At 71.2% G+C, this 26,163-nt stretch carries 26 protein-coding genes; 17 read left to right on the plus strand and 9 right to left on the minus strand.

The window, feature by feature from the left end; all coding sequences use genetic code 11:
• Nucleotides 1–42 precede the first annotated feature (42 nt).
• The 3 genes from ligD to ACFQVC_RS11450 all read left to right on the plus strand — a co-directional run bounded on the left by ligD (nucleotide 43) and on the right by ACFQVC_RS11450 (nucleotide 2,444).
• Complete coding sequence (ligD, locus tag ACFQVC_RS11440; RefSeq protein ID WP_381829706.1) at nucleotides 43–957, plus strand: non-homologous end-joining DNA ligase; 915 nt, start codon at nucleotides 43–45, stop codon at nucleotides 955–957.
• The gene (locus ACFQVC_RS11445) at nucleotides 954–1,835 is read left to right on the plus strand and encodes an ATP-dependent DNA ligase (protein ID WP_381829708.1); all 882 of its coding nucleotides are present in this window, start codon (nucleotides 954–956) and stop codon (nucleotides 1,833–1,835) included. Before ligD ends, ACFQVC_RS11445 begins: the two co-directional genes overlap by 4 nt.
• A 180-nt stretch (nucleotides 1,836–2,015) precedes the next feature.
• Nucleotides 2,016–2,444 carry a nuclear transport factor 2 family protein gene (locus ACFQVC_RS11450; RefSeq protein ID WP_381829710.1) on the plus strand — a complete coding sequence of 143 codons (429 nt, stop codon included), beginning with the start codon at nucleotides 2,016–2,018 and terminating at the stop codon, nucleotides 2,442–2,444.
• Between the two features lie 12 nt (nucleotides 2,445–2,456).
• Here the strand turns inward: ACFQVC_RS11450 and ACFQVC_RS11455 are convergent, their stop codons facing one another.
• Nucleotides 2,457–3,260, minus strand: coding sequence for a nuclease-related domain-containing protein (locus tag ACFQVC_RS11455; protein WP_381829712.1), 804 nt, complete (start codon nucleotides 3,258–3,260; stop codon nucleotides 2,457–2,459).
• A gap of 175 nt (nucleotides 3,261–3,435) precedes the next feature.
• Between ACFQVC_RS11455 and ACFQVC_RS11460 the strand changes: the two genes are divergently transcribed.
• The 8 genes from ACFQVC_RS11460 to ACFQVC_RS11495 all read left to right on the plus strand — a co-directional run bounded on the left by ACFQVC_RS11460 (nucleotide 3,436) and on the right by ACFQVC_RS11495 (nucleotide 11,007).
• A complete protein-coding gene (locus ACFQVC_RS11460; RefSeq protein ID WP_381830521.1) occupies nucleotides 3,436–3,840 on the plus strand; it encodes a protein-tyrosine phosphatase family protein in 405 nt (134 codons plus the stop codon).
• Between the two features lie 268 nt (nucleotides 3,841–4,108).
• The gene (locus ACFQVC_RS11465) at nucleotides 4,109–4,747 is read left to right on the plus strand and encodes a hypothetical protein (RefSeq protein WP_381829714.1); all 639 of its coding nucleotides are present in this window, start codon (nucleotides 4,109–4,111) and stop codon (nucleotides 4,745–4,747) included.
• A 172-nt stretch (nucleotides 4,748–4,919) separates the two neighbouring features.
• The gene (locus tag ACFQVC_RS11470) at nucleotides 4,920–5,540 is read left to right on the plus strand and encodes a class F sortase (protein ID WP_381829716.1); all 621 of its coding nucleotides are present in this window, start codon (nucleotides 4,920–4,922) and stop codon (nucleotides 5,538–5,540) included.
• Between the two features lie 37 nt (nucleotides 5,541–5,577).
• A complete protein-coding gene (locus ACFQVC_RS11475; RefSeq protein WP_381829718.1) occupies nucleotides 5,578–6,336 on the plus strand; it encodes a hypothetical protein in 759 nt (252 codons plus the stop codon).
• A complete protein-coding gene (locus ACFQVC_RS11480; protein WP_381829720.1) occupies nucleotides 6,333–7,625 on the plus strand; it encodes an ATP-binding protein in 1,293 nt (430 codons plus the stop codon). The genes ACFQVC_RS11475 and ACFQVC_RS11480 overlap by 4 nt, the downstream gene beginning before the upstream one ends.
• 109 nt (nucleotides 7,626–7,734) lie before the next feature.
• On the plus strand, nucleotides 7,735–8,118 hold the full coding sequence (locus ACFQVC_RS11485) for an SH3 domain-containing protein (protein WP_381829722.1): 384 nt from the start codon (nucleotides 7,735–7,737) through the stop codon (nucleotides 8,116–8,118).
• A gap of 51 nt (nucleotides 8,119–8,169) precedes the next feature.
• Nucleotides 8,170–9,546 carry an FtsW/RodA/SpoVE family cell cycle protein gene (locus tag ACFQVC_RS11490; protein WP_381829724.1) on the plus strand — a complete coding sequence of 459 codons (1,377 nt, stop codon included), beginning with the start codon at nucleotides 8,170–8,172 and terminating at the stop codon, nucleotides 9,544–9,546.
• Between the two features lie 3 nt (nucleotides 9,547–9,549).
• Nucleotides 9,550–11,007 carry a peptidoglycan D,D-transpeptidase FtsI family protein gene (locus ACFQVC_RS11495; RefSeq protein ID WP_381829726.1) on the plus strand — a complete coding sequence of 486 codons (1,458 nt, stop codon included), beginning with the start codon at nucleotides 9,550–9,552 and terminating at the stop codon, nucleotides 11,005–11,007.
• A 2-nt stretch (nucleotides 11,008–11,009) separates the two neighbouring features.
• Here the strand turns inward: ACFQVC_RS11495 and ACFQVC_RS11500 are convergent, their stop codons facing one another.
• Together ACFQVC_RS11500 and ACFQVC_RS11505 are read right to left on the minus strand one after the other, a co-directional pair.
• Nucleotides 11,010–11,636 carry a Uma2 family endonuclease gene (locus tag ACFQVC_RS11500; RefSeq protein WP_381830523.1) on the minus strand — a complete coding sequence of 209 codons (627 nt, stop codon included), beginning with the start codon at nucleotides 11,634–11,636 and terminating at the stop codon, nucleotides 11,010–11,012.
• A 111-nt stretch (nucleotides 11,637–11,747) separates the two neighbouring features.
• On the minus strand, nucleotides 11,748–12,860 hold the full coding sequence (locus tag ACFQVC_RS11505; protein WP_381829728.1) for a ferritin-like domain-containing protein: 1,113 nt from the start codon (nucleotides 12,858–12,860) through the stop codon (nucleotides 11,748–11,750).
• Nucleotides 12,861–13,070: 210 nt separating this feature from the next.
• Between ACFQVC_RS11505 and ACFQVC_RS11510 the strand changes: the two genes are divergently transcribed.
• The 4 genes from ACFQVC_RS11510 (at nucleotide 13,071) to ACFQVC_RS11525 (ending at nucleotide 16,638) form a co-directional block, all read left to right on the plus strand.
• Nucleotides 13,071–14,009 (plus strand): AurF N-oxygenase family protein, encoded by a 939-nt coding sequence (locus ACFQVC_RS11510; protein WP_381829730.1) that lies wholly within the window; start codon nucleotides 13,071–13,073, stop codon nucleotides 14,007–14,009.
• Nucleotides 14,010–14,248: 239 nt separating this feature from the next.
• Entirely contained in the window at nucleotides 14,249–14,989 is a 741-nt protein-coding gene (locus ACFQVC_RS11515) for a TetR/AcrR family transcriptional regulator (RefSeq protein WP_381829732.1), read from the plus strand.
• 10 nt (nucleotides 14,990–14,999) lie between these two features.
• Nucleotides 15,000–15,308 carry a hypothetical protein gene (locus tag ACFQVC_RS11520; RefSeq protein ID WP_381829734.1) on the plus strand — a complete coding sequence of 103 codons (309 nt, stop codon included), beginning with the start codon at nucleotides 15,000–15,002 and terminating at the stop codon, nucleotides 15,306–15,308.
• 130 nt (nucleotides 15,309–15,438) lie between these two features.
• The gene (locus tag ACFQVC_RS11525) at nucleotides 15,439–16,638 is read left to right on the plus strand and encodes a C40 family peptidase (RefSeq protein WP_381829736.1); all 1,200 of its coding nucleotides are present in this window, start codon (nucleotides 15,439–15,441) and stop codon (nucleotides 16,636–16,638) included.
• Nucleotides 16,639–16,729: 91 nt separating this feature from the next.
• Here the strand turns inward: ACFQVC_RS11525 and ACFQVC_RS11530 are convergent, their stop codons facing one another.
• The 5 genes from ACFQVC_RS11530 to ACFQVC_RS11550 all read right to left on the minus strand — a co-directional run bounded on the left by ACFQVC_RS11530 (nucleotide 16,730) and on the right by ACFQVC_RS11550 (nucleotide 22,946).
• Entirely contained in the window at nucleotides 16,730–17,983 is a 1,254-nt protein-coding gene (locus ACFQVC_RS11530) for a styrene monooxygenase/indole monooxygenase family protein (RefSeq protein ID WP_381829738.1), read from the minus strand.
• A gap of 50 nt (nucleotides 17,984–18,033) precedes the next feature.
• Nucleotides 18,034–18,633: a GTP-binding protein gene (locus ACFQVC_RS11535; RefSeq protein WP_381830525.1), complete on the minus strand. Its 600-nt coding sequence runs from the start codon at nucleotides 18,631–18,633 to the stop codon at nucleotides 18,034–18,036.
• A gap of 115 nt (nucleotides 18,634–18,748) precedes the next feature.
• Nucleotides 18,749–19,147 carry a DUF742 domain-containing protein gene (locus ACFQVC_RS11540; RefSeq protein ID WP_381829740.1) on the minus strand — a complete coding sequence of 133 codons (399 nt, stop codon included), beginning with the start codon at nucleotides 19,145–19,147 and terminating at the stop codon, nucleotides 18,749–18,751.
• Nucleotides 19,144–19,632: a roadblock/LC7 domain-containing protein gene (locus tag ACFQVC_RS11545; RefSeq protein ID WP_381829742.1), complete on the minus strand. Its 489-nt coding sequence runs from the start codon at nucleotides 19,630–19,632 to the stop codon at nucleotides 19,144–19,146. The genes ACFQVC_RS11540 and ACFQVC_RS11545 overlap by 4 nt, the downstream gene beginning before the upstream one ends.
• Nucleotides 19,629–22,946 (minus strand): nitrate- and nitrite sensing domain-containing protein, encoded by a 3,318-nt coding sequence (locus tag ACFQVC_RS11550; RefSeq protein WP_381829744.1) that lies wholly within the window; start codon nucleotides 22,944–22,946, stop codon nucleotides 19,629–19,631. Before ACFQVC_RS11550 ends, ACFQVC_RS11545 begins: the two co-directional genes overlap by 4 nt.
• Before the next feature lie 340 nt (nucleotides 22,947–23,286).
• On the opposite strand from ACFQVC_RS11550, the gene ACFQVC_RS11555 reads away from it, so the two are divergent.
• Nucleotides 23,287–24,132 (plus strand): protein phosphatase 2C domain-containing protein, encoded by an 846-nt coding sequence (locus tag ACFQVC_RS11555; RefSeq protein ID WP_381829746.1) that lies wholly within the window; start codon nucleotides 23,287–23,289, stop codon nucleotides 24,130–24,132.
• Between the two features lie 392 nt (nucleotides 24,133–24,524).
• Here the strand turns inward: ACFQVC_RS11555 and ACFQVC_RS11565 are convergent, their stop codons facing one another.
• The gene (locus ACFQVC_RS11565; protein ID WP_381829748.1) at nucleotides 24,525–25,019 is read right to left on the minus strand and encodes a MarR family winged helix-turn-helix transcriptional regulator; all 495 of its coding nucleotides are present in this window, start codon (nucleotides 25,017–25,019) and stop codon (nucleotides 24,525–24,527) included.
• 193 nt (nucleotides 25,020–25,212) lie between these two features.
• On the opposite strand from ACFQVC_RS11565, the gene ACFQVC_RS11570 reads away from it, so the two are divergent.
• Complete coding sequence (locus ACFQVC_RS11570) at nucleotides 25,213–26,067, plus strand: lysozyme (RefSeq protein WP_381829750.1); 855 nt, start codon at nucleotides 25,213–25,215, stop codon at nucleotides 26,065–26,067.
• Nucleotides 26,068–26,163: the final 96 nt, after the last annotated feature.

The following is a 26,163-nucleotide window of genomic DNA, read 5'->3' on the forward strand; positions in this document are numbered from 1 at the left end:
CCTTAAGTCGGAAGAGCGGCTATTACGTGGGATTCTCATGGTATGACGCCGATCACAGAGGTGGAGGGGCGGCGCCTGGCGCTCAGCAATCTCGACAAGGTGCTGTATCCGGCCGGCGGCGGCTTCACCAAGGGCGAGGTGCTGCACTACTACGCGACCTGCGCCGGTTCGCTGCTCGCCCACCTCTACAACCGGCCCATCTCCTTTCTGCGCTTCCCCGACGGACCCGACGGCCAGCAGTTCTTCGCCAAGAACGTGCCGCCGGGCACCCCGGCCTGGGTACGGACGGCGGAGGTGCCGCGCAGCGGCGGAAGCGAGACGGGCGGGCGTACGGCCAAACAGGTGCTCGTGCAGGACATGGCCACCCTGATGTGGGCGGCGAACCTGGTCACGGAGTTCCACACCCCGCAGTGGCAGGCGGACGCCCCGGCCCGCGCCGACCGGCTGGTCTTCGACCTGGACCCGGGGGCGCCCGCCACGATCGTGGAGTGCTGCGAGGTGGCGCTGTGGCTGCGCGAGCGCCTGACGGCGGACGGCCTGCATGTGTACGCCAAGACGTCGGGCTCCAAGGGCCTGCATGTCCTCGTACCCCTGGAGCCGACCCCGTCGGAGAAGGTCACCGCGTACGCGAAGGCGCTGGCGGTCGAGGCCGAGCGGGAGCTGCCGGGGCTCGCCCTGCACCGGATGACGCGCAGCCTGCGGCCCGGCAAGGTCTTCGTCGACTACAGCCAGAACGCCGCCGCCAAGACCACCGCCGCGCCCTACACCCTGCGCGCCCGCCCGCAGCCGACCGTTTCGGCGCCCGTGACCTGGGACGAGGTCGAGGGCTGCGGCGAGCAGGGCGATCTGGTCTTCCTCGCCACGGACATCGCGCCGCGGCTGCGGGAGTACGGCGACCTCCTCGGCCCGCTGATCAACCTCAACCGCGCGGGGCGGCTGCCGCGGGGGCACCGTTGAGGGCGCCCGTCCGGGTCGCACTCGCCGAGTCCGTCGACGCCCTGCCCGAGGGCGGTGTCTGGGCGTACGAGCCGAAGTTCGACGGGCACCGCCTGGTGATCCTGCGCAGTGGCGGCAAGGTGCTGCTGCAGGCGCGTTCCGGCCGGATCGTCACCAGCGCCTTCCCCGATCTCGCCGAGGCCGCCCGCGCCCTGCCGGAGGGCACGGTCGTGGACGGCGAGGTGGTCGTGTGGACGGCGGGCCGGATCGACTTCGCGGCGGTGCAGCGGCGCGCCGCCTCCACCCCGGCGCGCGCCGGTGAGCTGGCCCGGACCCTGCCCGCCTCGTACGCCGCGTTCGATCTGCTCGCCGAGGCCGGCACCGATCTGCGCACCCGGCCCTACACCGAGCGCCGCCACCGCCTCGTGGCCCTGCTCGAACCCCTCGGCCCGCCGCTGCAGCCGGTGCCGATGACGACGGACCGGGCGCTCGCCACGACCTGGTACGAGTCGCTGCGCGCGACCGGGATCGAGGGCCTGGTGGCCAAGCGGCTCGACCAGGGCTACCGGGCCGGGCGCCGCTCCTGGCTGAAGCTGCGGCACAGCGATACGCGCGACGCGGTGGTGGTGGGCTTCACCGGGACCCCGGCCCGTCCGCAGGCGCTGGTCCTGGTGCTGCCCGGTGACGACACCCCGCTCCTGTCGAGCCCGCTGACCCCGGCGGTCCGCGCCCGGGCGGCCGCGCTGCTTCCGCCGCCCGGCGACGAGGTCCCGATCAACGCGATCGGCCTCGGCGACATCACATACCGGACCGTGCCACCGGACCTCACGGTCGAGGTGCGCGAGCAGGTGACGCGGCACCGGACGACGACGGTCGTGCGTTTTCGCGTACCGGAGTGAGGCGTAGCGAAGCGGGGAGTGCCGGAGTGAGGCGTACCGAAGCGGGGCGCACCGGAGTGAGCGCGGCCGCCACGGCCCGGTGCCCGAAGGTCAGGGTGACCGGCGTCACCACTATTCAAGTTTGACTAATGTCCTCACGCGGCATACCTTTCTTCAAGTAGTCAAACTTGAGGAGCGTGGATGACCTTCCTGCCCGACACCGGATACACCCCCACCGCCGACGACCGCGCGAGCCTGGACGCCTGGTTCGCCGAGTACGACGCCGAGAGCGGCAAGCGCAACATCGAGCGCATGGCCGACCTGGCGGTGTTCCCGCTCAATCTCGTGAGCGACGACTCCGCGGGCAACGGCCGGTCGGCACAGTGGGACCGTGAGCAGTTCGTCGAGACCATGACCCGGGTCATGGGCGACGGGAGCCAGGACATCACCTTCGAGTCCGTCCGCACTCCCGTGTTCCTCTCCCCCGCCATGGCCGTGGTCTTCACCGACTCGACGATGACCATGGACGGACAGAGCCAGCAGCTCCGGTACGCCGACATCCTGGTCCGCCGGGACGGGAAGTGGGCGTTCCAGACGATGATCCAGGGCGGCTGGGGAGACAACTTGTAGGGGCCGTTCCGTTCACACCCTCGCCCAGGTCCGCCGGTCCCGGGCGGCGGCGAACAGCGCCTCGGCGTCGGCGGGCTTGAGCGCACCGCCGAGCGAGGCGAGGGACGGCAGGTCCTCGTCGGTGAGGATCCGGGTCTCGCGGGGCGGAACGGTGACGTCGATGCGCGCGGCCCGGAACACGGCGAGGACCGGGCGCACCTGGGCCGTCAGGGCGAGGGAGGCCCGGTCGGCGTCGTGCGCGAGTGTGCGGAGCAGCGGTTCCGGGGCCGCCCGGCCCACCGAGAGCCGGGGGTCGGCGATCCGGACCCGCTGCTTGCGCGCGTACAGGGAGTGGACGCAGAACAGTCCGCCGGGGCCGATCAGCAGATGGTGCAGGCGCCCGCCGCCGGGGAGCGGGAGCGAGTGCAGGGTGCGCCAGCCCGCGCCCTCCATCCGGTCGAGGGCGTCACCGACGGCCTGTTCGGCGATGACGCCGTGGCGGCGCGGATCGGCGCGCAGCCGGCGCACCGGCGTCGGATCACGGTCCAGGGCGACGAGGAGGGCCTCGCCGGGACGGTTCGGGGCGAGGTCGTCGTCCGGGTGCAGGCTCAGGCCGGCGAGCTCGGCGGGGGTGGGCACGGGCGGCGGGCCGACCGTGACGGGGCCGGTGAGATACGGGGCGAGTGCCGTGAGGACGCTCTGCCTCCGCTCCTCGCGCAGCAGGTTCACCCGGCCCGCCTCGCGGTCGTACCAGGCGAGGTTCCTGCCGTCGGGGAGCAGCACGTAATAGCGCTCCCTGCCATGCCGCCAGGTCGGTACGACGCGCAGTCCGGCCATGCCGCCTCACCCCCACGACCATGGGAACAGGTGCGGCGCGCGCGGGCAATAACCGGGTTACGGTGGACGCGAGTTGGCCGGTCGACGGGGGGTCGCGCGGGTGCGGAACGGCTGGTCGGAGGGGGAGGTTCCGGTGCCGCGCAAGCCATGGGACGAGATCAGTCCCGGACTGTGGATGGGCGGCCACGAGGCCGCACCGGAACACGGCACGGTGCAACGCGTCGTCGTGCGCGACGAGTTTGACGTCGTCCTGAGCCTGCTCTCGCTGCCGGGCCACGGTCCCGCGCCCGGCGTCGAGCACCATGTGCACGCGATCCCCGACGGTCCGCTCGACGAGGGCGAGTTGGCGGGGGTCGGACGTCTCGCCCGGATCGCGGGAGCGGCGGTGGCCGACGGGCGCCGGGTCCTGGTGCACTGCTACAGCGGCTACAACCGCTCGGGCCTGGTGATCGCGGCGGCCCTGATCGCGGACGGGCACACCGCCGACGAGGCGATCCGGCTCATCCGTGCACGCCGCTCCCCGTACGCCCTGCACAACGACGTCTTCGTCGGCTATCTGCGCGCCGGTGAGCTGGGCTGACGCCGCTCCGCCGACGACGGGCCGGGTTGAAGCTTGAACCAGTAACGGCACTGTCTGCACAGCTATGGACCGCTGTTACACAGCCGCCGAATTGCCGCAATGGCGGACACATAGCTTTATTTACGTCGCCGGAGCACGGAACACGGAGCACAAGCGCACCAGCAGGCTTGCAGCAGGCAGTCACACGCAGGCAGCGATACGCAGCGCAGGGCACCGCACAGAGCACCAGTGGCACGACCAGCCAGCACTGAGCCGTAAGGGATCCACCGTGAGCACTCGTCGCCGCACCCTCGTCCGCACCGCCGCCGTCACCGCCGTCAGCGGCGCGCTGCTGATACCCGCCTCCGCCGCCTTCGCGGACTCGCCCACGCCGGCCCCGTCCGAGACGGCGACCACCAAGCCGAGCCCCGAGCCGTCCAAGGACGCCAAGGACAAGAAGCAGGACGAGAAGAAGAAGGACGAGAAGACCGGGCAGCGCAAGCTGGTCAACACGGTCAAGCTCGCCGACAAGGCCTCCACCGCCAAGATCTACAAGCTCGGCCAGAACCACTACGAGGCCGACATCTTCGCGAACGGCGCCAAGCTGGACACCCTCGTCGCCAACGGCAAGGCCGCCTACGGCCAGAACAACGGCCTGCACGTCGCCCTGCAGCCCGACGGCCAGATCAAGTCCTGGGTCGAGGGCGGCAAGAAGGACGAGAAGAAGAAGGACAAGAAGGGCCACAAGGACAAGGTCGTCCCGAACGGCAACGACACCAGGACCCCGCGCGGCGGCGTCAAGGCCGGCGCCGAGGGTGTCGAGACCGGTCAGAGCCCGGCCCTTCTCGCCGCCGGCGGCGGTATCGCGGCCGCCGGTGCCGCGGGCCTCGGCTTCGCGATGCTGCGCCGCGGCCGCACCGACAGCTGACGCGCCGGCCCGCCGGCCTGCTGACCCGCCGCCCCTCCGGGCCCGGTCACAGGCCTCCGCCCCCTCCCCTCTTTCCCCTCGCTCGTGGCCGCCGGTACGGACCTCCCTGTCCGTCCGGCGGCTACCGCTGCCGTCCTCTTCCCCCCACCCCACTGGCCCCCATGGAGTCCCCGTGAGCACGCCCACCCTGTCCCGTACCGCGCGTATCGCGACCGCGTCCGCGATGACCATCGCCCTCGGCGGCGGCCTCATCGCCTGTGGCGGCAACGAGAAGCCGGCCCCGGACGTGAACGTCAGCAGCACCGCCACGACGCAGGCCAAGCAGGCCGCCCAGGCGCTGCAGAGGTCCAAGCCGACCGGTCTGCGGATCCCGTCCGCCGGTGTCGACTCCAAGTCGATGATCGACCTCGACACGGACGCCAACGGCGAGCTGCAGGTGCCGAACCCGGACACCGAGGCGAACAAGCCGGGCTGGTGGACCGGTGGCGTCACCCCCGGCGAGAAGGGCGTCTCCGTCGTGGTCGCGCACTACGACACCGCGCACGGCCCGGCCCTGATGAAGGACCTCAAGAAGATCAAGCTGGGCGACACCATCGAGGTGCCGCGCGCCGACGGCTCGACCGCCAAGTTCAAGATCCGCGAGATTCAGGATGTGAACAAGAAGGACTTCCCCACCAATAAGGTGTATGGGCAGACCGACCGGCCCGAGCTGCGGCTGCTCACCTGCGGCGGCCCGATCAAGGACGGCCACCGGACGAACAACATCATCTACTTCGCCGACCTGGTGAACTGACGCCTGTCGCACTGCGGCGGCAGGTTCGAGGAGTGCCGTGACCCGACGCCGCCCGTCCCGCGCGGCAGTGCTGCCGCCCGCCGCGGCCCTGCTCGTCGTGTGCTGCGGCGCCCTGACGGGCTGCGGCTCCGCGGGCGGCCTCAAGAGCGCGGGCCCGACGCCGAGCGCGGTGGGCCCGGCCCGCCTGTGGCCGCAGCTGCCACCGGCCAAGCCCGACTACCCCGACGGCGCCGAGGTGACCATCGAGGTGGTCAAAGGCGTCAAGGTCCCGGACGGCGATCTGCACAAGGTCGATCCGCTCGCCGTCGTGAAGGCGGAGGTCGAGGCGCACCCGGACACCTACTCCGGGGCCGACGCGCTGCCCGAGGACACCGCGAAGGCCATCAAGGAGTGCCCGGACAAGAAGCCCGGCCAGACGGTCAAGGGCTGCCCGGTGCAGCAGGCGTACTACCGGGATCTGACCGGCAGCGGCATGGACGAGCTGATCGTCGGCATCACCTTCTCTGACGGCAGCCTGGGCATCCGCGTCTACAGCCTCGACGGGGGCAAGCTGATCCGGATCATGTCCACCTCGCAGCCGGTGACCAGCGTGGAGCTGGCCGGACGCGATCTCATCATCCGCTCGCCCGCGCAGAGCCCGGGCTATGAGTACCGCGACTCCTGGTCCTGGGACGCGCAGCAGCACGCGATGCTGCCCACCCGGACGGAGATCGTCCGGGTTCCGCACAGCGGCGCCCCCACGCCCGATGAGGCCCGCCCTTCGGTGTCCCGCGCCCCCGGGGCGGACCCGTCGTGAAGCTGCGTCTGCCCGCCTGGACCGCGACCCTGACCTGGAAGGCCGCGGTCTTCATCACGGTCATGTGCTGTGCGCTCGCCGCCCTGCTCGGTGCCTTCGTGCATGTCGCGGTGACCGGCCAGACCGTCGGCAACGCCCGGGACAAGGCGCTCACGAAACTGCAGGACGTCACCCGTCTGTACGAAGCCGGGGACCGGCTGCCGCCGGGCTCGGGCGTCGACCCGCCGGGCCTGCCCGAGTCGCTGCGCGACCTGGCGGTGCGGGGCAAGCGCGCCACGATGGTCGCCGAGCACGACGGCCGCCCCACGATGTGGGCCGCGGGCCCGGTCGACGGGGACCGGGCCATCGCCGCCGAGATCGACTACTCGCAGAGCGCCAAGACCATCGACGGCCTCGACCGCGCCATCGCGGGATCCTCGGTGCTCGCCATCGGCGCCACCCTCCTGGTCGGCGCGTTCGCCGTGACCCGGGTGACCCGGCGGCTGCATCTGACGGCGACGGTGGCCCGCAGGATCAGCGCCGGGGACCTCGACGCCCGCGTCAACGACCCCCGCACCAAAGACCCTTCGCGCGCCCAGGACGAGGTGGCGACCGTCGCCGGCGCCCTGGACACCATGGCCTCGTCGCTGCAGGGCAAGCTGGAGAGCGAGCAGCGGTTCACCGCCGATGTGGCGCACGAGCTGCGCACCCCGCTGACCGGTCTGCACGCGGCCGCCGAGCTGTTGCCGCCCGGCCGTCCGGCCGAGCTGGTCAGGGACCGGGTGCAGACGATGCGCACACTCACCGAGGACCTCCTGGAGATCTCCCGGCTCGACTCGCGCCGCGAACAGGTCGAGCTCGACTGCCATCCGCTGGCGCCGCTCGCCGAGCGCGCGGTACGCGCCTCGGGCACCGACACCGAGGTCCGTGTCGTACGCGATGTCTGCGTGGAGACCGACCGGCGCCGCCTGGAGCGGGTGCTCGGCAATCTCATCGCCAACGCCCACAAGCACGGCCGCGCCCCGGTCGTCCTGACCGTCGACGGCCCGGAGATCTCGGTACGCGACCACGGCGACGGCTACCCGGACTATCTGGTGGAGCACGGCCCCCAGCGCTTCCGCACCGAGGGCGGCGCCAAGGGCCACGGCCTCGGCCTGACCATCGCGGCGGGCCAGGCCCTGGTGCTCGGCGCCCGCCTGGAGTTCACCAACGCGGAGGACGGCGGGGCGGTGGCGAGGGTGCGGCTGCCGTACGCCGAGGACGAGCAGGGCTGCGGCACTCCCGGCCCGCCCGGGGGCAGCTCGGGATAGCGGCGACGAGGCCGACGGTGCGGATGCGCGGGCCTGCCGGAAGGCCTTAGCTTGAGAGCTCACGATCGCTCGGGGATCCGCACACTCGGGGATTCGCTCAGGAGGCTCGATGTCTCTGCGGTCCACTGCCACCCGGCCGGGAATACGGTCCACCGCCACCCGGATGGGGATCTGTCTGGCGACCGGCGCGCTCACCGCCGCCCTCGCCGCCCCCGCCACCGCACTCGCGGACGACGCGGCGGCGGGCAATCCGCCGCCCCGCTACACCGGCCGCGTCACCGCCAAGTCGGGTCTGCTCCTTCGGGACGCGCCCAACCGCGGCAGCAGGATCGTGCGCACCGAGCCGTATGGCGCGTACGTCCATATCTTCTGCAAGAGCCGCGGTGACCGAGTGCACAACAGCGACCTCTGGTACCTGCTCACCGACGGCACCTGGGCCTGGGGCGCCGCCTCCTACATCGCCAATGTGGGGGCGGCACCGCGCTGGTGCTGAGCACCGCGCAAATCAGCCGATAAGCGGCGGTCGCTTGCTACGTTGCCGGGCATGACCGGAACGACCGCTGATGTGAAGGACAGGGCGGAAGCTCCCGTTCCGGCGGTCCGTGTCCCCCGGCGCCGCGGCACCGAACTCACCTTGATCGTCCTGGCCGTTGGGCTGTGCGTCTACGGCTACCTGGACGTCGGCCTGGCCAAGCACGGCGTCGCTCCCCCCGGCGCCGCGGGCTACGGCGCCGGGCTCGGAGTGCTCGCGCTCGTCGCCCATCTGGCGGTACGTCTGCGCGCCCCGTACGCGGATCCGCTGCTGCTGCCCATCGCGGTGCTGCTCAACGGCCTCGGCCTGGTCCTTATCTACCGCCTCGACCAGGAGACCCCGCAGGACCAGGCGGCCCTCGCCCAGCTGACCTGGTCGACGGCCGGAGTGGCGCTGTTCGGCGCGGTGGTCGTGCTCCTTCGCGACTACCGCGTCCTGCAGCGCTACGCCTATCTCTTCGTCGTCGCGGCGCTGCTTCTGCTGGTCGCGCCGATCTTCTTCCCGGCCGTCAACGGCGCCCGTATCTGGATCAGGATCGCCGGGTTCTCGATCCAGCCGGCGGAGTTCGCGAAGATCCTGCTCGCCGTCTTCTTCGCCTCCTATCTCGCGGCCAACCGCAGTGCCCTCGCCTACGCGGGCCGCCGCTTCTGGAGACTCCAACTGCCCACCGGGCGGGTGCTCGGGCCGATCGTGGCGATCTGGCTGATCAGTGTGGCCGTGCTCGTCCTGGAGCGCGATCTGGGCACCTCGCTGCTCTTCTTCGGGCTCTTCGTGGTGCTGCTCTATGTCGCCACAGGACGCACCGGCTGGATCGCCGTCGGCCTGCTGCTCGCCGGACTCGGGGCGTTCGCCGTCGGCTCCCTCGAACCGCATGTGCACTCCCGCGTCGAGGACTGGCTGCACCCCTTCGCCACCATCGACGCCGGCCGGGGCCCCAACCAACTCGCCCAGTCACTCTTCGCGTTCGCGGCCGGCGGCCTGCTCGGCACCGGCCTCGGCCAGGGCCACTCCATCCTGATCGGCTTCGCCGCCAAGTCCGACTTCATCCTCGCCACGGCGGGCGAGGAACTCGGTCTGTCGGGACTGTCCGCGATCTTCCTGCTCTACGCGGTGCTCGTGGCCCGCGGCTTCCGTGCGGGCCTCGCCCTGCGCGAGCCGTTCGGACGGCTGCTCGCCACCGGCCTCGCCTCGATCCTGGCCCTGCAGGTCTTCGTGATCGCGGGCGGTGTCACCGGGCTGATCCCGCTCACCGGTATGGCGATGCCGTTCCTGGCCCAGGGCGGCTCGTCCGTCGTCACCAACTGGATCATCGTCGCGCTGCTCGTCCGGGTCAGCGACTCGGCCCGCAGCCAGCCGCCCGACAGCGGCCGACTCCCGGGAGAGGACTGAGGCTTGACCCGTCATATCCGCTTCGCCGCCGCCTTCTGTCTGCTCCTGCTGCTCGCCCTGATCGTGAACGCCACCCGGATCCAGGTCTTCCAGGCCGGGCACTACGACGACAACGCCGCCAACCGCCGCTCCACCATCGCGCGTTACGGCCAGGCGCGCGGAAACATCATGGTCGACGGCCGCCCCATCACCGGCTCCGAGGACACCGGCGAGCAGCTGCGCTTCGAACGCTCCTACAAGAACGGTCCGTTGTACGCCCCGGTGACCGGCTACGCCTCCCAGACCTATGGCACGACCCTGCTTGAGAACGCCGAGGACCAGCTGCTTTCCGGCACCGATCCGATGCTCGCGCCCTTCCCGCTGATCGACGACATCACCCGTGAGCAGCAGCCCGGCGGCACGGTCCACACCACCATCGAACCGTCCGTGCAGCAGGCCGCGTACGCCGCGCTCGGCGACAAGCAGGGCGCCGTCGCCGCTCTCGACCCGACGACCGGGCGCATCCTGGCCCTGGTCTCCACGCCCTCGTACGACCCCGAACTCCTCTCCGGCAACGGCACTTCGGTCGCGCAGAGCTGGACCACCCTCAACAACGCCGCCAGCAAGCCGATGCTCAACCGGGCCATCCGGCAGACCTATCCGCCCGGTTCGGCCTTCAAGGTGATCACCGCGGCGGCCGCCCTGGACACGGGTGTGGTCACGGATATCGACACGAAGACGGACTCCCCCGACCCGTACACGCTGCCCGGCACGTCCACGAAGCTCACCAACGAGGTCGACGGCTGCGAGAACGCCACGCTCCGCCATGCCTTCGAATGGTCCTGCAACACGGTGTTCGCGAGCCTCGGCTCCCAGGTGGGCCTGGCCTCCCTGGCGAACACGGCGGAGCGCTTCGGCTTCAACGACGGCGGCCTGAGGATCCCCTCGCCGGTCGCCAGGAGCAACTTCGACACGTCCATGGACCAGGCCCAGGTCGCGCTCTCCGCGATCGGGCAGTACGACACCACGGCGACGCCGCTGCAGATGGCGATGGTCGCCTCGGCCGTGGCCAACAACGGTGACCTCAAGAAGCCGCGCCTGGTGGACCGTACGACCGACGCGGCCGGACGGACGGTGTCCCGTACGCATCCCGACTCACTGCGCCAGACCTTCAACCCGGGTACGGCCTCGCTCCTGAAGGAGATGATGGTGAACGTGGTCGAGGAGGGCACGGGCGCCAACGCCGCGATCCCCGGCACGGTCGTCGGCGGCAAGACCGGCACCGCACAGCACGGCATCGGCAACGCGGGCCTGCCGTATGCCTGGTTCATCTCCTGGGCCCAGGCGAAGGACGCGGGCGAGCCCGCGGTGGCGGTCGCGGTGGTCGTGGAGGACGCGGCGGCCGACCGCGACGACATCAGCGGCGGCGGCAGCGCGGCCCCGATCGCACGGTCCGTGATGCGGGCGGCTCTCGCGCCGTAGCGTCAGCTGCCGGCGGGGGGCGCGGGCCGACGGCGGTTGATCGCGGTGAGATCGATGTCGATGTCGATGGGGAAGGGGACGGCGAGTTTGAGGCGGTCGTGGAAGATGCCGGTGGGGGTGTACGAGCGGGTGGCCGGGTCGAGTTCGTAGACGTACACGACCGGGAGCCCGTCGTTCTGTTCGACCCGCCAGAAGTGCGGAATGCCCGCGTGGGCGTACTTGCGGGGCTTGAGTTCGCGGTCTCGGTCCTCCGAGTCCTCGGAGACGACCTCGACGACGATGACCATGTCTTCGGGCCTGTACCAGGTCTGGCGGGGTCCGGTGTCCGCGCCCGCACGGAACACCAGGACGTCGGGCTCCGGCCGGTTGCGTTCGTTGAGCTTGATGGTCATCTCCCGGATGACGTCCAGCTCGTCCGGGACCTGATCCATCAGGGTGTTCTCCAGCAGACGCATGGCCTGTGAGCGAAAGCGGGTCTGCGGGCTCACGAAGACGAGGCTCCCGTCAAGCAGCTCGGTATGCGGCGGAAGATTCGGAAGATCGTCGAGGTCATCCGCCGTCCAGCCGCCCTCGGGCGGGCGAGCCCACTCGTAATCGTCGTCAAGCCCGTAGTCCCGCGCGGCGCTCATGATTGCTTCCATGCGACGGAGTCTGCCTGGTGCTGCCAGCGTACCCAGCGCATATGCCAATGCGCCCCGCGAAGGGGTGACCGGCGAGCCCGCCCTTGATGTGCCGGGCCGCTACGCCGGGCCCGTCGCGCCCGCCTCGATCGCCCCCTCGACCTCCGCGACCCGCTCCGCCTCCTCCGCCGCGAAGCGTTCCGCGTCGAGCTCTTCGGCGATCTCCTCGTCCTGCGCCATCAGGAGGTCGAGGTTGGAGTTGCCCATCTCGAAGACGCCCATGTCGACATAGGCCTCCTGCAGGCGCTTGCCCCACAGGCCGATGTCGCGGACGCAGGGGACGATGCGGGAGAAGAGCAACTTGCGGAAGAGCGCGAGGTATTCGCTGTTCTCGCTGTACTCCTGGGCCTCCGCCTTGGGGATGCCGAGGTTCTCCAGGACCTCGACGCCGCGCAGCCGGTCGCGCATCAAGTAGCAGCCCTCGATGACGAATTCCTCGCGCTCGCGCAGCTCAGTGTCGGAGAGCTGCTTGTAGTAGTCGCGCAGGGCCATGCGGCCGAAGGCCACGTGCCGGGCCTCGTCCTGCATGACGTACGCCAGGATCTGCTTGGGCAGCGGCTTGTCCGTGGTGTCGCGGATCATGCCGAAGGCGGCGAGGGCCAGGCCCTCGATGAGGACCTGCATGCCCAGATACGGCATGTCCCAGCGGGAGTCGCGCAGGGTGTCGCCGAGCAGCGACTGCAGGTTGTCGTTGATCGGATAGAGCAGACCGATCTTCTCGTGCAGGAAGCGGCCGAAGATCTCCGCGTGCCGGGCCTCGTCCATGGTCTGGGTCGCGGAGTAGAACTTCGCGTCCAGGTCGGGGACCGACTCCACGATCCGGGCGGCGCACACCATCGCGCCCTGCTCCCCGTGCAGGAACTGGCTGAAGTTCCAGGCCGCGTAGTGCCGGCGCAGCTCGCCCTTGTCCTTGCCGGTCATCTTCGCCCAGTGGCGGGTGCCGTAGAGCGTGAGCGCCTCGTCGGGGGTGCCGAGCGCGTTGTGCGGATCGACCTCCAGATCCCAGTCGATCCGCGTGGCGCCGTCCCACTGCTTGTCCTTGCCCTTCTGGTACAGGGCGAGAAGCCGCTCGCGGCCCTCGTCGTACTCCCAGCTGAAGCGGGCCGCCCCCGTGGCCGGCACCTGCCAGGACGGCTCTCCCGGGTCCTTGCTGTAGAGCTCGCGCGTCGACACCCGACGCCTCCTTCGCCTCGGACTTCCTTACAGCACTGGGCAGTTCGCAGATTCACACGGTGATAGACGAGCGGTCAACAACTCGCGCACAGGGGATTGACGGCCTTACTGACAAGCAGTCTCATAAGTGGTGACCCCTGGTAACCCATGGGCACCACCCCGAGGGCTCCCCTTTCCGACGTATCCGATGACGACGAGGTGGGATCGGCCATGACGACCCTGACGGACGACCTGGAGCTGCAACGGCTCCGCGACGCGCTCGGCCTGCTCAAGGGGCGCGAGCAGGTGGCCGAGCGACTGCTCGAGTCTTCCGCCAAGCACTCCTTCGACCCCGACCGGGAGCTCGACTGGGACGCCCCGCTCGAAGAGGGCAAGTGGTTCTGGCCGCCGGAGCTGCTCTCCCTCTACGACACCCCCATGTGGCACCGGATGTCCGAGGAGCAGCGGATCGAGCTCTCCCGCCACGAGGCGGCGTCACTCGCCTCCATCGGCGTCTGGTTCGAGATCATCCTCATGCAGCTGCTCGTCCGGCACATCTACGACAAGCCCCTGGGCAGCTCGCATGTCCGCTACGCCCTCACCGAGATCGCCGACGAGTGCCGGCACTCGATGATGTTCGCCCGCATGATCCACAAGGGCGGGGCGCCGATGTATCAAGTGACCTGGTTCCAGCACAATCTGGCCCGCCTCCTGAAGACCGTCTCCACCACTCCCGGCTCCTTCACCGCCACCCTGCTCGGCGAGGAGATCCTGGACTGGATGCAGCGGCTGACCTTCCCCGACGAGCGGGTGCAGCCCCTGGTGCGCGGCGTGACGCGGATCCATGTGGTCGAGGAGGCGCGCCATGTGCGGTACGCCCGCGAGGAGTTGCGGCGCCAGATGATCACCGCGCCGCGCTGGGAGAAGGAGTTCACCCGGATCTCCTCCGGCGAGGCGGCCCGTGTCTTCGCCCTCGCCCTGGTCAATCCCCAGGTGTACGAGAACGTCGGGCTCGACAGGCGCGAGGCCCTCGCCCAGGTCAAGGCCAGCGCCCACCGCCGCGAGGTGATGCAGACCGGAGCGAAGCGGCTCACGGACTTCCTGGACGACATCGGCGTGATGCGCGGTATCGGCCGCAAGCTGTGGCGCAGCTCGGGTCTCCTTGCCTGACACCGCGGGCGGCCGGGGCGCTTCCGGCCCTGGGTGCGCTTGCGGCCGCAGGGCATTTCCGGCCCTGGGGGTGCTGCCGGCCCTGGGCGTGCTTGCGGCCGCAGGGCGTTCCCGGCCCTGGGGGTGCTGCCGGCCCTGGGCGTGCTTGCAGCCGCAGGGTGTTCCCGGCCCCCGGGTACTTCCGGCCCCCTGACGGTACTTCCGGTCCTGTCGTACGGGACTACGGTTACGCTGCGAGCATGTCCCCGGCAGCCAGTCCCCGCGCAGCGACGACCCCCGCGTACCGCAGACTCAGCGTCGAGGAGCGTCGCACCCAGCTCCTCGAGGCCGCGCTCTCCCTCTTCGCGCACCGCGCGCCGGAGGATGTCTCGCTCGACGACGTAGCCGAGGCCGCCGGGGTCTCCCGGCCCCTGGTGTACCGCTACTTCACCGGCGGCAAGCAGCAGTTGTACGAAGCCGCCCTGCGCACCGCGGCCGACGCCCTGGAGCAGTGCTTCGACGAGCCGCCCGAGGGGCCGCTCACCGCTCGGCTCTCGCGGGCCCTGACCCGCTATCTCGCGTTCGTCGACGAGCACGACACCGGGTTCAGCGCCCTCCTGCAGGGCGGCAGCGTGGTGTCCACCTCGCGCACCACCGCCATCGTCGACGAGGTGCGCCGGGTCGCGGCCGCCCAGATCCTGGCCCATCTCCCGGTCACCGACCCGGGGCCGCGGCTGCACATGATGGTGCGCACCTGGATCTCCGCCGTCGAGGCCGCCTCCCTGATCTGGCTCGACGAGGACAAGCAGCCGCCTCTGGTGGAGCTTCGGGACTGGCTCCTCGACCACTTCGTCGCCGTGGCCACCGCCACCGCCGCCTCCGACCCGCAGACCGCGGACGTGCTGCGCGCCGCCCTCGAAATGGAGGAGCCGGACGGCGTCGCGGGCTCGCTCGCCCGTCGCGTCCTGCCCGTGGTGAGCGACGCGGCGCACCTGCTGTGACACTGGTGACGTGAGAAGCGAAGACACCCCCTTCGTGGGCGGCCCCCTGGACGGCCGGGTCCTGCCGGTCCTGCTCGGCCCGACCGGGCAGCCGCCGAAGGTGTACGAGGTACCGGTGCCGGACGAGGACGGCGGGCAGCCGACGGTCCTCGTGTACCGCAGGACGGCCGCGGGCCACAGCCGCCGCCTCGGACTCCAGCAGGGCTGGCGCTACGAGTTCGACCCCGAAGGCCGCGGCGACGAGCGCCGCCTCAAGTGGCCCTGGTCCAAGCCCGAGCGGCGGACCGATGAGCAGCGGGCGACGGGCGAGGAGAACTGACGGGTTGTCAACCGTGCCGCACCGGGGCGGCGCACAGCCGCCCGGGACGAGTGGTCGGATTCGGCCGTAGGGCCCCTTTCGTGCGGTAGTCCCATGATCTGCGCTGCATGCTCACGGCGGAGGTGATGGTGTGTCAGCACAGTTGTCGGCACAGCGCGTCGGCCGGGTCGTCTGCGCCGCCGCGGTGGCCGCGGGCCTGGTGACCGGCCCCCAGGCGGTGGTCCCGCGGGCGGCGGCCGTACCGGGACCCGGCGAGCGTTCCGTGACCCGGCTCCTCACGGATCTCCAGGAGCTGTACCGCAAGGCCGAGGAGGCCTCGGAGACGTACAACGCCACCGAGGAGAAGCTCAAGGCACAGCAGGCGGAGGCGAAGAAGCTCGGCGCCGAACTGTCCAGGGCGCGGCTCGCCCTGCACGACTCACGTGCCGCCGCGGGGCGCCTCGCCCGGCAGCAGTACCAGGGCGACAGCGAGCTCTCCCCGTATCTGAAGCTGCTGCTCGCCCGCGACCCCCGGCACGCCCTCGACCAGAGCCACCTGGTGCGGCGGCTCGCGACGGAGCGGGTCGAGACGGTGGGGCGCCTCGTCGGCGGCGAGAAGCGGGCCGATGAGCTCGCCGACCGCTCGCGCAAGGCCCTCGACACCCAACTCGCCCTCGCCGCACGGCAGAAGAAACAGCGCGACCAGGTCGTGGGGCGCCTGAAGGAGGTCGAGGAGCTGCTCGCCGGACTGAGCACGGACCAGCTGGCCGAGCTGCGGCGCCTGGAGGAACAGGGCATGGCCGACGCACAGCGGAAGTTCATGGCGTCCGGCGCGCTGAGCGGCCCTCCGGCAGCGGGAGCGGGCGCACGTGGTCGGGCCACCGCCGCGCGGGTGCCGTCGCGGGCGGGCGAAGCGGCCCTGCGCCATGCCGTACGGCAGATCGGCAAGCCGTACGTATGGGGCGCGGAGGGCCCGAAGGCGTACGACTGCTCGGGGCTCACGTCGCAGGCGTGGGCGCGTGCGGGCCGTGCCATCCCCCGGACGTCCCAGGAACAGTGGGCCCGCCTGCCGAAGGTGCCGCTGCGCGAACTGCGCCCCGGCGACCTGGTGGTGTACTTCCCGAAGGCCACGCATGTGGCGATCTATCTCGGGGACGGGATGGTGGTGCAGGCACCCCGGCCGGGCAGCCGGGTCAAGGTGTCGCCCATCGCCGCGAATCCGTTGCTCGGTGCGGTCCGGCCCGATCCCGCTGCCGCACCGGTCCCGGACTACGTGCCCCCGAGGCTGCCCAAGGGAGCGACGGAAGGGTCGGATCTGGGGTACGGGGAGGTGGGGGCGCCTCCGGCGTAGTTTTCCTCTGCCCGACCCTTCCGTGACCTGCGCGGCTTGCCGTGCCTTGCGTGGCTTTGCGTGCCTTGCGTGGCTTTACGCGGCTGAGAGATCAGCCCGCTGCCACCGACGACACGTACTGTTCCGCCTTCTGCGGGTCGAAGAAGAAGTTCTCGAAGTCCGAGGGGTCGTCGAAGCCGTTCGCGAAGCGGTTCGCGATCGGGGGCAGCTCGCCGGCCGCGCCGATCAGGTTCAGGACGTGCTCCGGCGGCGGCGCCAGCATCGCGTTGGTCCACTTGGTGACGTGCTGCGCGGTGTTCCAGTAGCGGTCGAACGCCGACTGCATCCACTCCTCGTCGAACGGCTTGTCACCGTGCTCGACGATGGCGGCGAGGTACGCGGCGGCGCACTTTCCGGCCGAGTTGGAGCCCTGCCCCGTGATCGGGTCGTTGGCCACGACCACATCGCCGACGCCCAGGACCAGGCCGCCGGAGGGCAGCCGGCCGATGGGGTTGCGCACGGTGGGGGCGTAACGGCCGGACAGTGTGCCGTTCTCGTCGGTCAGCTCCACCTTCGTGGCCCGCGCGTACTCCCAGGGCGTGAAGCGCTCCATCAGCTCCAGGGTCAGGGACAGATGCTCGGAGGGGTCCTTGATGCCCTTGAACGCGTCGAGCGGCCCGCCGGGGATGCCCTCCCAGAACAGGATGTCGGCACGGCCCGACGTGGTCAGGGTCGGCATCACGAACAGCTCGCCGACGCCGGGCACGAGGTTGCAGCGCACCGCGTCGAAGTCGGGGTGCTCGGGGCGCGGGCCGAGCCCGTGGACGTAGGCGACGGCGAGGGCGCGCTGCGGCTCGGCGTACGGCGAGCGGGCGGCGTCCCGGCCGAACATCGACACCAGCTCGCCCTTGCCGGCGGCGACAAGCACCAGGTCGTAGGTGCGCGCGAAGTAGTCCAGGTCGGAGACGGCCGCACCGTGGATGACCAGCTGGCCGCCGCGCTGCGCGAAGGTCTCCATCCAGCCGGCCATCTTGACCCGCTGGTCGACGGACTGGGCGTAGCCGTCGAGCTTCCCGACCCAGTCGATGGCGCGCTGCGAGGGGCCGGGGTCGTGCGAGCCGGGGGCGGCGACCGAGACGCCGAGGCCCTCGGCGCGGGGGGCCTGTGACTCCCAGAAGTTCAGCTTCAGGTCCCGCTCGTGCTGGAGCGCCGTGGCGAACATCATCTGCGTCGACATGACGCGGCCCGCGCGGATCTCGTCGGCCGTGCGGTTGGACATCAGGGTGACCTCGTAGCCCTGCGTCTGCAGGCCGAGGGCGAGTTGGAGTCCGGCCTGGCCGGCTCCGACGATGAGTATCTTCCGCATGGCGGCTCTCTCCTAGCAGCGTTCGTTCAAAGGTGACGCGGAGGTGACGTCTACTCGGGGGCGACGTCGAGTGCGTGGGCGACCAGCGTGAGCATGGTCTCCACGACCGTGATGCGGCGGCGCGCGTCCATGATCAGTACGGGTATGTGCGCGGGCACCGTCAGCGCCTCGCGCACATCCTCGGCCTCGAACCGCTCGGTGCCGTCGAAGTGGTTGACGGCCACGACGTACGGCAGTCCGCAGCTCTCGAAGTAGTCGAGGGCGGGGAAGCAGTCGGTGAGCCGCCGGGTGTCCGCGAGCACCACCGCGCCGATCGCCCCGCGCACCAGGTCGTCCCACATGAACCAGAACCGCTGCTGTCCCGGCGTACCGAAGAGGTAGAGCACCAGGTCGTCGTCGAGCGTGATGCGGCCGAAGTCCATCGCGACGGTGGTGGTGGTCTTGTCCGGCGTCGCGCTCAGGTCGTCGTCGCCCGTGTCCGCGCTCGCCGAGGTCATCAGGGCCTCGGTCTGCAGCGGGGTGATCTCGGAGACCGCGGAGACCAGGGTGGTCTTGCCGACACCGAAGCCGCCGGCGACCACGATCTTGGTGGCGATGGGGGCCCGGGTGCGGTCGGTCTGCCAGGGCTGCGCGCCCTCTTCGGCCGGCAGGGCGTCGACGGCGTCGACCGCGGTCGGCTGGACGAATCTCGCAGAGCCAGAGCCAGAGCCGGTGGCCGGGGAGGTGGCCGGGGAGGTGGCCGACGTGGTGGTGGAGACGAGCGTGTCAGAGGCGGCGGAGTCCACTCAGCACCCTTTCCAGCAGTGCGCGGTCCGGCTGTCCTGGGCCGTGACCGGTTCCGTACACACGGATCTTTCCCTGGTCGGCGAGGTCGCTGAGCAGTACGCGGACCACGCCGAGCGGCATCTTCAGAAGGGCGGCGATCTCCGCGACGGTGCGCATCCGGCGGCAGATCTCCACGATCGCCCGCATCTCCGGCATCACCCGGGTCTGCAGCTGGCCCTGCGGCAACTCCCGCCGTTCCGCGGGCACTTCGAGCGCCGCCACGAAGGTCTCCACGAGCAGCACATGCCCGAACCGGGTGCGGCCGCCGGTGAGCGAATAGGGGCGCACGCGGGCGGGTTTGCGGTCGCCGCCGCGTACCGGAAGTTTGGCCGAGGTCACTGGACGCTCTCCATCGACTGGCGCAGTTCACTGCGGAGTTCGGGGGTGAGGACATGTCCGGCACGGCCCACGAAGAGGGCCATGTGATACGCCACCACGCTCATGTCACAGTCCGGGGTGGCGTGCACCCCGAGCAGCGAGCCGTCGCTGATGGACATCACGAAGAGGCTGCCCTCCTCCATGGCGACCATGGTCTGCTTGACGCCGCCGCCGTCCATCAGCTTCGCCGCGCCGATGGTCAGGCTGCCGATGCCCGAGACGATGGTGGCGAGGTCGGCGCTCGACCCCTTGGGGCCCTCGGCGTGCCGCGGGGCGCGGTCGGCGTTCTGGCCCGGGTCGGAGGAGAGCAGGAGCAGGCCGTCGGAGGAGACCACGGCGACCGAGTGCAGGCCTGGCACCTCCTCGACCAGATTGGTCAGCAGCCAGTGCAGGTTGCGGGCTTCGCTGCTGAGACTGTACGCACGGGACGTACTGGGCGCGGTCAACTGCGTGCCTCCTCGACTGAGTCCCCCTGGTCGGTGCGGTCAGTCCGGTCTGCGGCCGGGGTCGCGGCGGTCTCTTCCGCGGTATCGGCCTCCAGTTCGGCCGCCACGTCGCGGCGGCCGGCCTGTGCGCCCTGATGGAAGCCCCCGAGCCGCCTGCGCAGGGCGTCGGCGTCGACGGAACCCTTGCGCTGGGCGGGCGCCGGGGCGGGGGCGGCGATCTTCGGGGTGCGCTTGGGCAGCCCCTTGTCCGTGACCCGCTCCCACTTGGGCGGCCGCGACTCACCCTCACCGTCCCCGGCACGCTCATGGGAGTCCTCCGGCTCCGCGACGGGGACGGAATCCGGGATGGGGGCGGGGAGGGGGTCGGGGTCAGGGGTCGGGAAAGGGTCGGGGGCAGAGGTCAGGAGGGGATCAGGGGCAGAGGTCAGGAGGGGATCGGGGGCAGAGGTGGGCGCGGGCACTGGTGACGGGCCGGACCCGGCCTCGGGCTCCGGGGCGGTGCCCGCTTCGGGCTCCGGGTCCGGGTCCGCTTCGGGCTCCGGGTCCGGGTCCGCTTCGGGCTCCGGGGCGGTGCCCGCTTCGAGGTTCGGGTCCGCATCCGCTTCGGCTTCCCGGGCGGCCGGGGCCGGGGACTGGTCTGCGAGCAAGTCCGTCTCGGATACGGCGAGTTCGAGCGTGGACTCGGACTCGGACTCGGACTCGGACTCGGGGGCAGGGTCGGGCTTCGTCTCGGCCCCGGCCCCGGACTCGGCCCCGGCCTCGGACGAGGGCTTCGTCCCGAACTCCAGCGAGGACTCCAGCTCAAGCCCCGGTTCCTCAACCGCTTCCGGCTCGGGCGCGGTCTCGGCCTCTACGTCGTCCGCACCGTCTACGTCGTCTACGCCCTCGCCCGCCTCGGTCGCCGCCACCGCGCGCTCGGCCGCGCTGATGAACGGATCGGCTCCGTTGCCCGACTCGCGTGAACGGCCGCTGAGGACATTGGAGTTGGCCTCCGCCTCGGAGCCCGGCAGATGAACCGCCGGTGCTCCGCCCGCCACTGGTGCGCTGCGCTGCGGGGCGACCGCGGCCACCGGGGCGGCGGCGAGGATCGGCTTGGGCAGCACCACGACCGCCGCGACGCCGCCCTGCTTCTGCTCGCGCAGCTGGACCCGGGCGCCGTGCCGGGCGGCGAGCCGGGCGACGACGTACAGGCCGAGGCCGAGGCCCTCCGCGCCCTCGCCCTCGGGGCCCGCGTACGTCTGCTCGGGGTCGAAGTCCGTGAGGCGCGAGTTGAGTTCCCGCAGTCGCTCGGCGGTCATGCCGATGCCCTCGTCCTGTACGGAGAGCATCACCTCGCCGCTCTCCAGGAGCCAGCCGGAGACCTCCGCGGAGGCGTCGGGCGGCGAGAACGACGTGGCGTTCTCCAGGAGTTCGGCGACCAGGTGGCTGATGTCGTCGGCGGCGAAGCCCGCGATATGGGCGTGCGGCGGCAGGGAGGCGATCCGCACCCGCTCGTACCGGTCGATCTCGCTGACCGCCGCGCGCAGGACGTCGACGAGCGGCACCGGGCCCGGCTGGCTGCCGCGGTGCTCGGCGCCCGCGAGGACCAGGAGGTTCTCGCTGTGGCGGCGCATCACGGTGGCGAAGTGGTCGAGCTTGAAGAGCGTGGCGAGGCGGTCGGGGTCCTGCTCGCGCTCCTCCAGGCTCTCGATGACGGCGAGTTGCCGCTCGACCAGGGCGAGCGTGCGCAGCGCCAGCTGGACGTAGGTGGCGCTGGTGCCGCGTCCGGCGCGCTCCACTTCGGCGAGCGCCTCGGTGAGCTGCTCCCGCAGCTCCTCGCGCTCGTCGGCGAGCTGCTCGCGCTGCCCGACCAGGTGCTTGCGGTCGCCTTCGAGGACACCGAGGCGGTCCTGCAGTCGCAGGGCGTGGGCGTGCAGGGCGTTGACGGACCGTACGACCGCGGCGAACTCGTCGTTGCGGCCGGTGAACCGGACCGGCTCTTCCTCGGCCGGATGCTCGGCGAGCCGGGCCGAGCCGATCCGCAGAACGGCGAGCGGCCGGGTCAGGGTGCGGGCGACCCCCATGGAGACGCCGACCGCGACCAGGAGGAGCACGCCCACGAGCGCGATCCGCAGCTCCAGGGCGGTGACGTCGTCGTCGCGCAGCAGGGAGAGGTGCTCGATACGGTCGGCGCCGAGGGTGTTCTCGACGCTGCGGAGCTGCTCCACGCGGGCGGAGAGCACCGCGTCGATCCGGGCCCGGTCGTAGCGGAGTTCGGCGGCCGAGAGGGTCGGCTGGTCGGTGAGGCGGGCCAGATAGCGCTCGGCGGTGGCGACCTCGGGCCCGGTGACCGTGGAGCTGAGCTTGGCGCGGTCGGCGGCGGGGGCGGCCCGCTCGAAGTCGGCGCGCGCGGCCTGTTCGCTGACGCGGGCCTGCTGTGCGGCGGCCACCAGGTCGTTGCGGCTGCGGGAGTTGGCGCCAGTACCGGTGGAGCGGGGGAGTCCGGTGACGGGGTCGACCGGGGGTACGGCGTCGCGCGGGGTGGCGAGCGCGGCGAGCAGCAGTCCGCGGGCGGCGCCCGCCTGCTCGACGGCCCGGTCAAGATCGGCGAGGGCGCGGGCCCCGGAGCCGGCCCGCGGCGGCAGCCGCTCGGCCAGGTCCTCGACGAGGGCGTGCAGTTCGCCGATGGCGTCGGTGTACGCCTTGTGCGCGTCGAGGGCGGTGCCCTTGCCGGCCAGGGCGGAACGGCGTACGTCCGCGATGGCGGCGAGGTCGCGGCGCAGGCCCGCGGGTGCCTCGGCCCGCACTTCGGAGATCTGCCGGTCGACGCGGCCGCTGCGGGACTCGGCGAGACCATGTCCCCGGGGGCGGCCCGCGGCGATGTACGAGGTGACCTCGTCGCGCTCGTCGGCGAGCGAGTGGGCGAGCGAAACGGCGTTCTTGGTGAGCTCGGACAGAGTCACCAGGCGCTGGGTTTCGGCCAGTTGTGAGGAGGCCCCGGCGATGGCGGGTGCGCCGGCGCCCACGACGGTGGCGGCCACCACCGCGACCGCGATGATCAGCCGGTTGCGCACCCGTGCCGGACGGCCCGCGGGAGAGCCGGTGTCATCCGGCCTGCTGCCGTGCGGCCTGCTGTCGTGCGGCCTGCTGCCGTGCGCCACACCGGCGGTTCCCGCAACGGCGGTCCCTGCACCAGCGGTTCCTGCACTTTCGGCCCCTGCCCCGTCGGTCCCTTCGGAGCGCCCCTCGGGGGCCGCGCCTGCGGCGCTCTCGGGCCGCGAATTGCCGCTGCCGCCGTTGCCCCGAGGCCGCTTCATCTGCACCGGTGCTCGCATTCTTGAAGTTCTCGTTCCTCACCGAGGGCCCAGGTGACGACGGGTCAACACGAGCGCCCCTCTGGTACGGCTCATGACCATTCCAGTGCGGTTGAGCAGTGGTCGCCCATCCTCTGCCGGGCCACCCGAAGGAGTGAACATCGGCCGGGGTGGCCGAGCAAGTTCCTCCGGCATGCGCACCAACCGCACACGGAGCGCCGGTTGGACGGGCCGCGCCCGCTTTGGCAGGATGCCCCGCCGCTCGCTACCGGAGGCTATCAATCCGGTGGAAAACAGGCGGCCCGCAGGGGGTGTCACGGCCCGCACCCGGCCTTGTGAAGAGCTCGTGCAGACTGGCCGAATGCGCATCGAACTCGCCACGGACCCCGGTGACCCGCAACGCCCCAACGAGGACTACGCGTCGGTAGCACTTCCCGCCTCAGGCAAGGGCGGTTCACTCGTCCTTCTCGACGGCGTCACACCACCGGCCGGCGACGACGGCTGTCTGCATTCCGTGCCGTGGTTCACGGCACGACTCGGTGGCGCACTGGGTGAACTGTCCGTTTCGCGGCGAGATTTGACCCTGCGTGAGGTGCTGAGCGAGGCCATCGCGCGTACCGCCGAGGCCCATCGGCAAACCTGTGACCTTTCTCACCCACGTACGCCACAGGCAACGGCGGTCCTCGCACGGTGGGACCAGGAGCGGGTCGAGCACCTGGTGCTCTCGGACTCGGCGCTGCTCGTGGAGGAGACGGACGGGACGGTGAGGGCCGTACTCGACGAGCGTCTGGGCGGACTGCCCCCGGAGGTGGAGCGGCTGCGCGCCGCCGTCCACTCCCTGCCCGAAGAGGCACCCGAACGGGCCGCGGCGGTACGGGAGTACATCGCGGGTGTCGAGGCCCTGCGCAACGCGGAGGGCGGCTTCTTCACCGCGGCGGCCGACCCGGAGGTGGCCGCGCGGGCGGTGTGCGGGACGCGGCCGCGGGACCAGGTGCGCACGCTCGCCGCCCTGACCGACGGCGCCACGCGCTGGGTGGAGAAGTTCGGTGCGGGCAGCTGGCCGGACTGCCTCGCGCTGCTGCGCAAGGAGGGGCCGCAGGAACTGATCGACCGGGTGCGGGCCCTGGAGACCTCGGACCCCCAGGGACGCTCCGCACCGCGCGGCAAGCGGCACGACGACGCGGCGGTGGTGTTCGTGGAGCTGTGACTCCGCCAGGGGTACGGGGAGCTGTGACCCCGTCAGGGGTACGGGGTGCCGTGACGCCGTCAGGAGCACGGGGTGCCGTGACGCCGTCAGGAGCACGGGGTGCCGTGACGCCGTCAGGGGTACGGGGTGCCGTGACGCCGTCAGGAGCACGAGGAGCTGTGACCCCGTCAGGAGCACGAGGTGCCGTGACGCCGTCAGGAGCACGAGGAGCTGCGACGCCGTCAGGGGTACGGGGAGCTGTGACCCCGTCAGGAGCACGAGGAGCTGCGACCCCGTCAGGAGCACGAGGAGCCGTGACCCCGTCAGGAGCACGAGGTGCCGTGACGCCGTCAGGAGCACGGCAAGCTGTCAGCGCCGGGCGGCGCAGGCGAAGCCCGGCTCCGAGGTGGCCGTCAGCTCTCTCCGCTGCCGTTCAACTGCCGCAGCAGCCGAGCCAGTTCCGCGACCTCGCGGCGGTCCCAGCCGGCCAGCTTCCGCACGTACTGCTCGCGCCGGGCGTCGCGTACCGTGCGAAACCGTGCCCGCCCCTCTTCCGTGAGCGTCAGGAGGGAGGCCCGGCCGTCCATCGGGTCGGGCTCGCGGGCGACGAGACCCAGCTCTTCGAGAGCCCGCAGCTGCCGGCTCATCGTGGCCTTGCCCACGCCGATGTACGCGGCCAGTTCCGTCGCGCGCTGCACCCCGGCCTCTTCGAGCCGGACGAGGAGGCCGTACGCGGCCGGTTCGAGATCGGGGTGGACGGCACGGGCCATCTCGCCGGACGAGGCCCGGGCGCGGCGCAGGAAGACCGTCAACTCCCTTTCCAGAGCGAGGAATTCGTGGTCCACACCAGTTCCGGGCGACAGCCTCTCGCCGGTCGCCCCGTCGCTCTCGTGCACGTCAGCACCCATGACACGCTTTCCCGTTCCTGAAAGTTTCTTCCAGCCGCCGCCATTGCCGCAGCTGGGCCAGTATTTCGCAGGAGTAGACCAACGGCAGCCTTCAGGCCCTCTTCCCTCGCCCTCGTCTACGTGCGTAGCTTCTAAGGTGACATGCACACGCAAGGTCCCCCCAGCGCACCACTGAGGCCTTCGGAGGCACGCAATGCCCGTGCACAGACCCGAACCCCGTGAAAGATCCGGCAGATCGCGCCGCACGCGCCCCTCACGCCGGACGGTGATCGCCGTCCTTCTCACCGTTCTCTCCCTGCTGGTCGCCTACCCCGCCACCGCCCAGGCGGCCGAAGACATACCGCCGCGCGGCTCCGCCCACATGGGTATGGGCGTCGTCGAGCACGACGGTGAGGGCCCGCTGCCGCCCGACAGCCGTGCCGCGCAGACCGAGGGCGTGGACGTCTCCAGCCACCAGGGCAATGTCAACTGGGCGTCGCTGTGGAGCAGCGGCGTGAAGTGGGCCTATGTGAAGGCCACCGAGGGGACGTACTACAAGAACCCCTACTTCGCACAGCAGTACAACGGCTCGTACAACGTCGGGATGATCCGCGGGGCGTACCACTTCGCCACCCCCGACACCACGAGCGGCGCCGCCCAGGCCGACTACTTCGTGAACAACGGCGGTGGCTGGTCGCGCGACGGCAAGACGCTGCCGGGTGCGCTCGACATCGAGTGGAATCCGTACGGGAACCAGTGCTTCGGCAAGTCGCAGTCGGCGATGGTGAGCTGGATCTGGGACTTCGTGAACCGCTACAAGACACGCACCGGCCGCTACCCGGTGATCTACACGGCCACCAGCTGGTGGAAGACCTGCACCGGCAACTACGCCGGCTTCGCCACCAACCACCCGCTGTGGGTCGCCCGGTACAACACGACGCCCGGCGAGCTCCCGGCCGGCTGGGGCTTCTACACGATGTGGCAGTACACCTCGTCGGGGCCGATCGTGGGCGACCACAACAAGTTCAACGGCGCGCTCGACCGAGTGGTGGCACTGGCCAACGGCTGACCGTACGCACAGCACAGCAAGACACAGCAGGACACAGCAAGGCCCGGGCCCCCCACGGGCCCGGGCCTTCACTCACCGGTCGCGTCCGTCACGCCA

Origin of the sequence: Streptomyces monticola, assembly GCF_042665355.1 — a bacterium.
GTDB classification, from domain to species: Bacteria; Actinomycetota; Actinomycetes; order Streptomycetales; family Streptomycetaceae; genus Streptomyces; species Streptomyces monticola.

Excerpts from the sequence above, each read along its gene's own strand:
- ligD (WP_381829706.1), top strand. The coding sequence starts at position 43 with ATGACGCCGATCACAGAGGTGGAGGGGCGGCGCCTGGCGCTCAGCAAT.
- ACFQVC_RS11450 (WP_381829710.1), top strand. The coding sequence starts at position 2,016 with ATGACCTTCCTGCCCGACACCGGATACACCCCCACCGCCGACGACCGC.
- ACFQVC_RS11455 (WP_381829712.1), bottom strand. The coding sequence starts at position 3,260 with ATGGCCGGACTGCGCGTCGTACCGACCTGGCGGCATGGCAGGGAGCGC.
- ACFQVC_RS11460 (WP_381830521.1), top strand. The coding sequence starts at position 3,436 with ATGGGCGGCCACGAGGCCGCACCGGAACACGGCACGGTGCAACGCGTC.
- ACFQVC_RS11485 (WP_381829722.1), top strand. The coding sequence starts at position 7,735 with ATGTCTCTGCGGTCCACTGCCACCCGGCCGGGAATACGGTCCACCGCC.
- ACFQVC_RS11490 (WP_381829724.1), top strand. The coding sequence starts at position 8,170 with ATGACCGGAACGACCGCTGATGTGAAGGACAGGGCGGAAGCTCCCGTT.
- ACFQVC_RS11500 (WP_381830523.1), bottom strand. The coding sequence starts at position 11,636 with ATGAGCGCCGCGCGGGACTACGGGCTTGACGACGATTACGAGTGGGCT.
- ACFQVC_RS11510 (WP_381829730.1), top strand. The coding sequence starts at position 13,071 with ATGACGACCCTGACGGACGACCTGGAGCTGCAACGGCTCCGCGACGCG.
- ACFQVC_RS11515 (WP_381829732.1), top strand. The coding sequence starts at position 14,249 with ATGTCCCCGGCAGCCAGTCCCCGCGCAGCGACGACCCCCGCGTACCGC.
- ACFQVC_RS11530 (WP_381829738.1), bottom strand. The coding sequence starts at position 17,983 with ATGCGGAAGATACTCATCGTCGGAGCCGGCCAGGCCGGACTCCAACTC.
- ACFQVC_RS11550 (WP_381829744.1), bottom strand. The coding sequence starts at position 22,946 with ATGCGAGCACCGGTGCAGATGAAGCGGCCTCGGGGCAACGGCGGCAGC.
- ACFQVC_RS11555 (WP_381829746.1), top strand. The coding sequence starts at position 23,287 with ATGCGCATCGAACTCGCCACGGACCCCGGTGACCCGCAACGCCCCAAC.
- ACFQVC_RS11565 (WP_381829748.1), bottom strand. The coding sequence starts at position 25,019 with ATGGGTGCTGACGTGCACGAGAGCGACGGGGCGACCGGCGAGAGGCTG.
- ACFQVC_RS11570 (WP_381829750.1), top strand. The coding sequence starts at position 25,213 with ATGCCCGTGCACAGACCCGAACCCCGTGAAAGATCCGGCAGATCGCGC.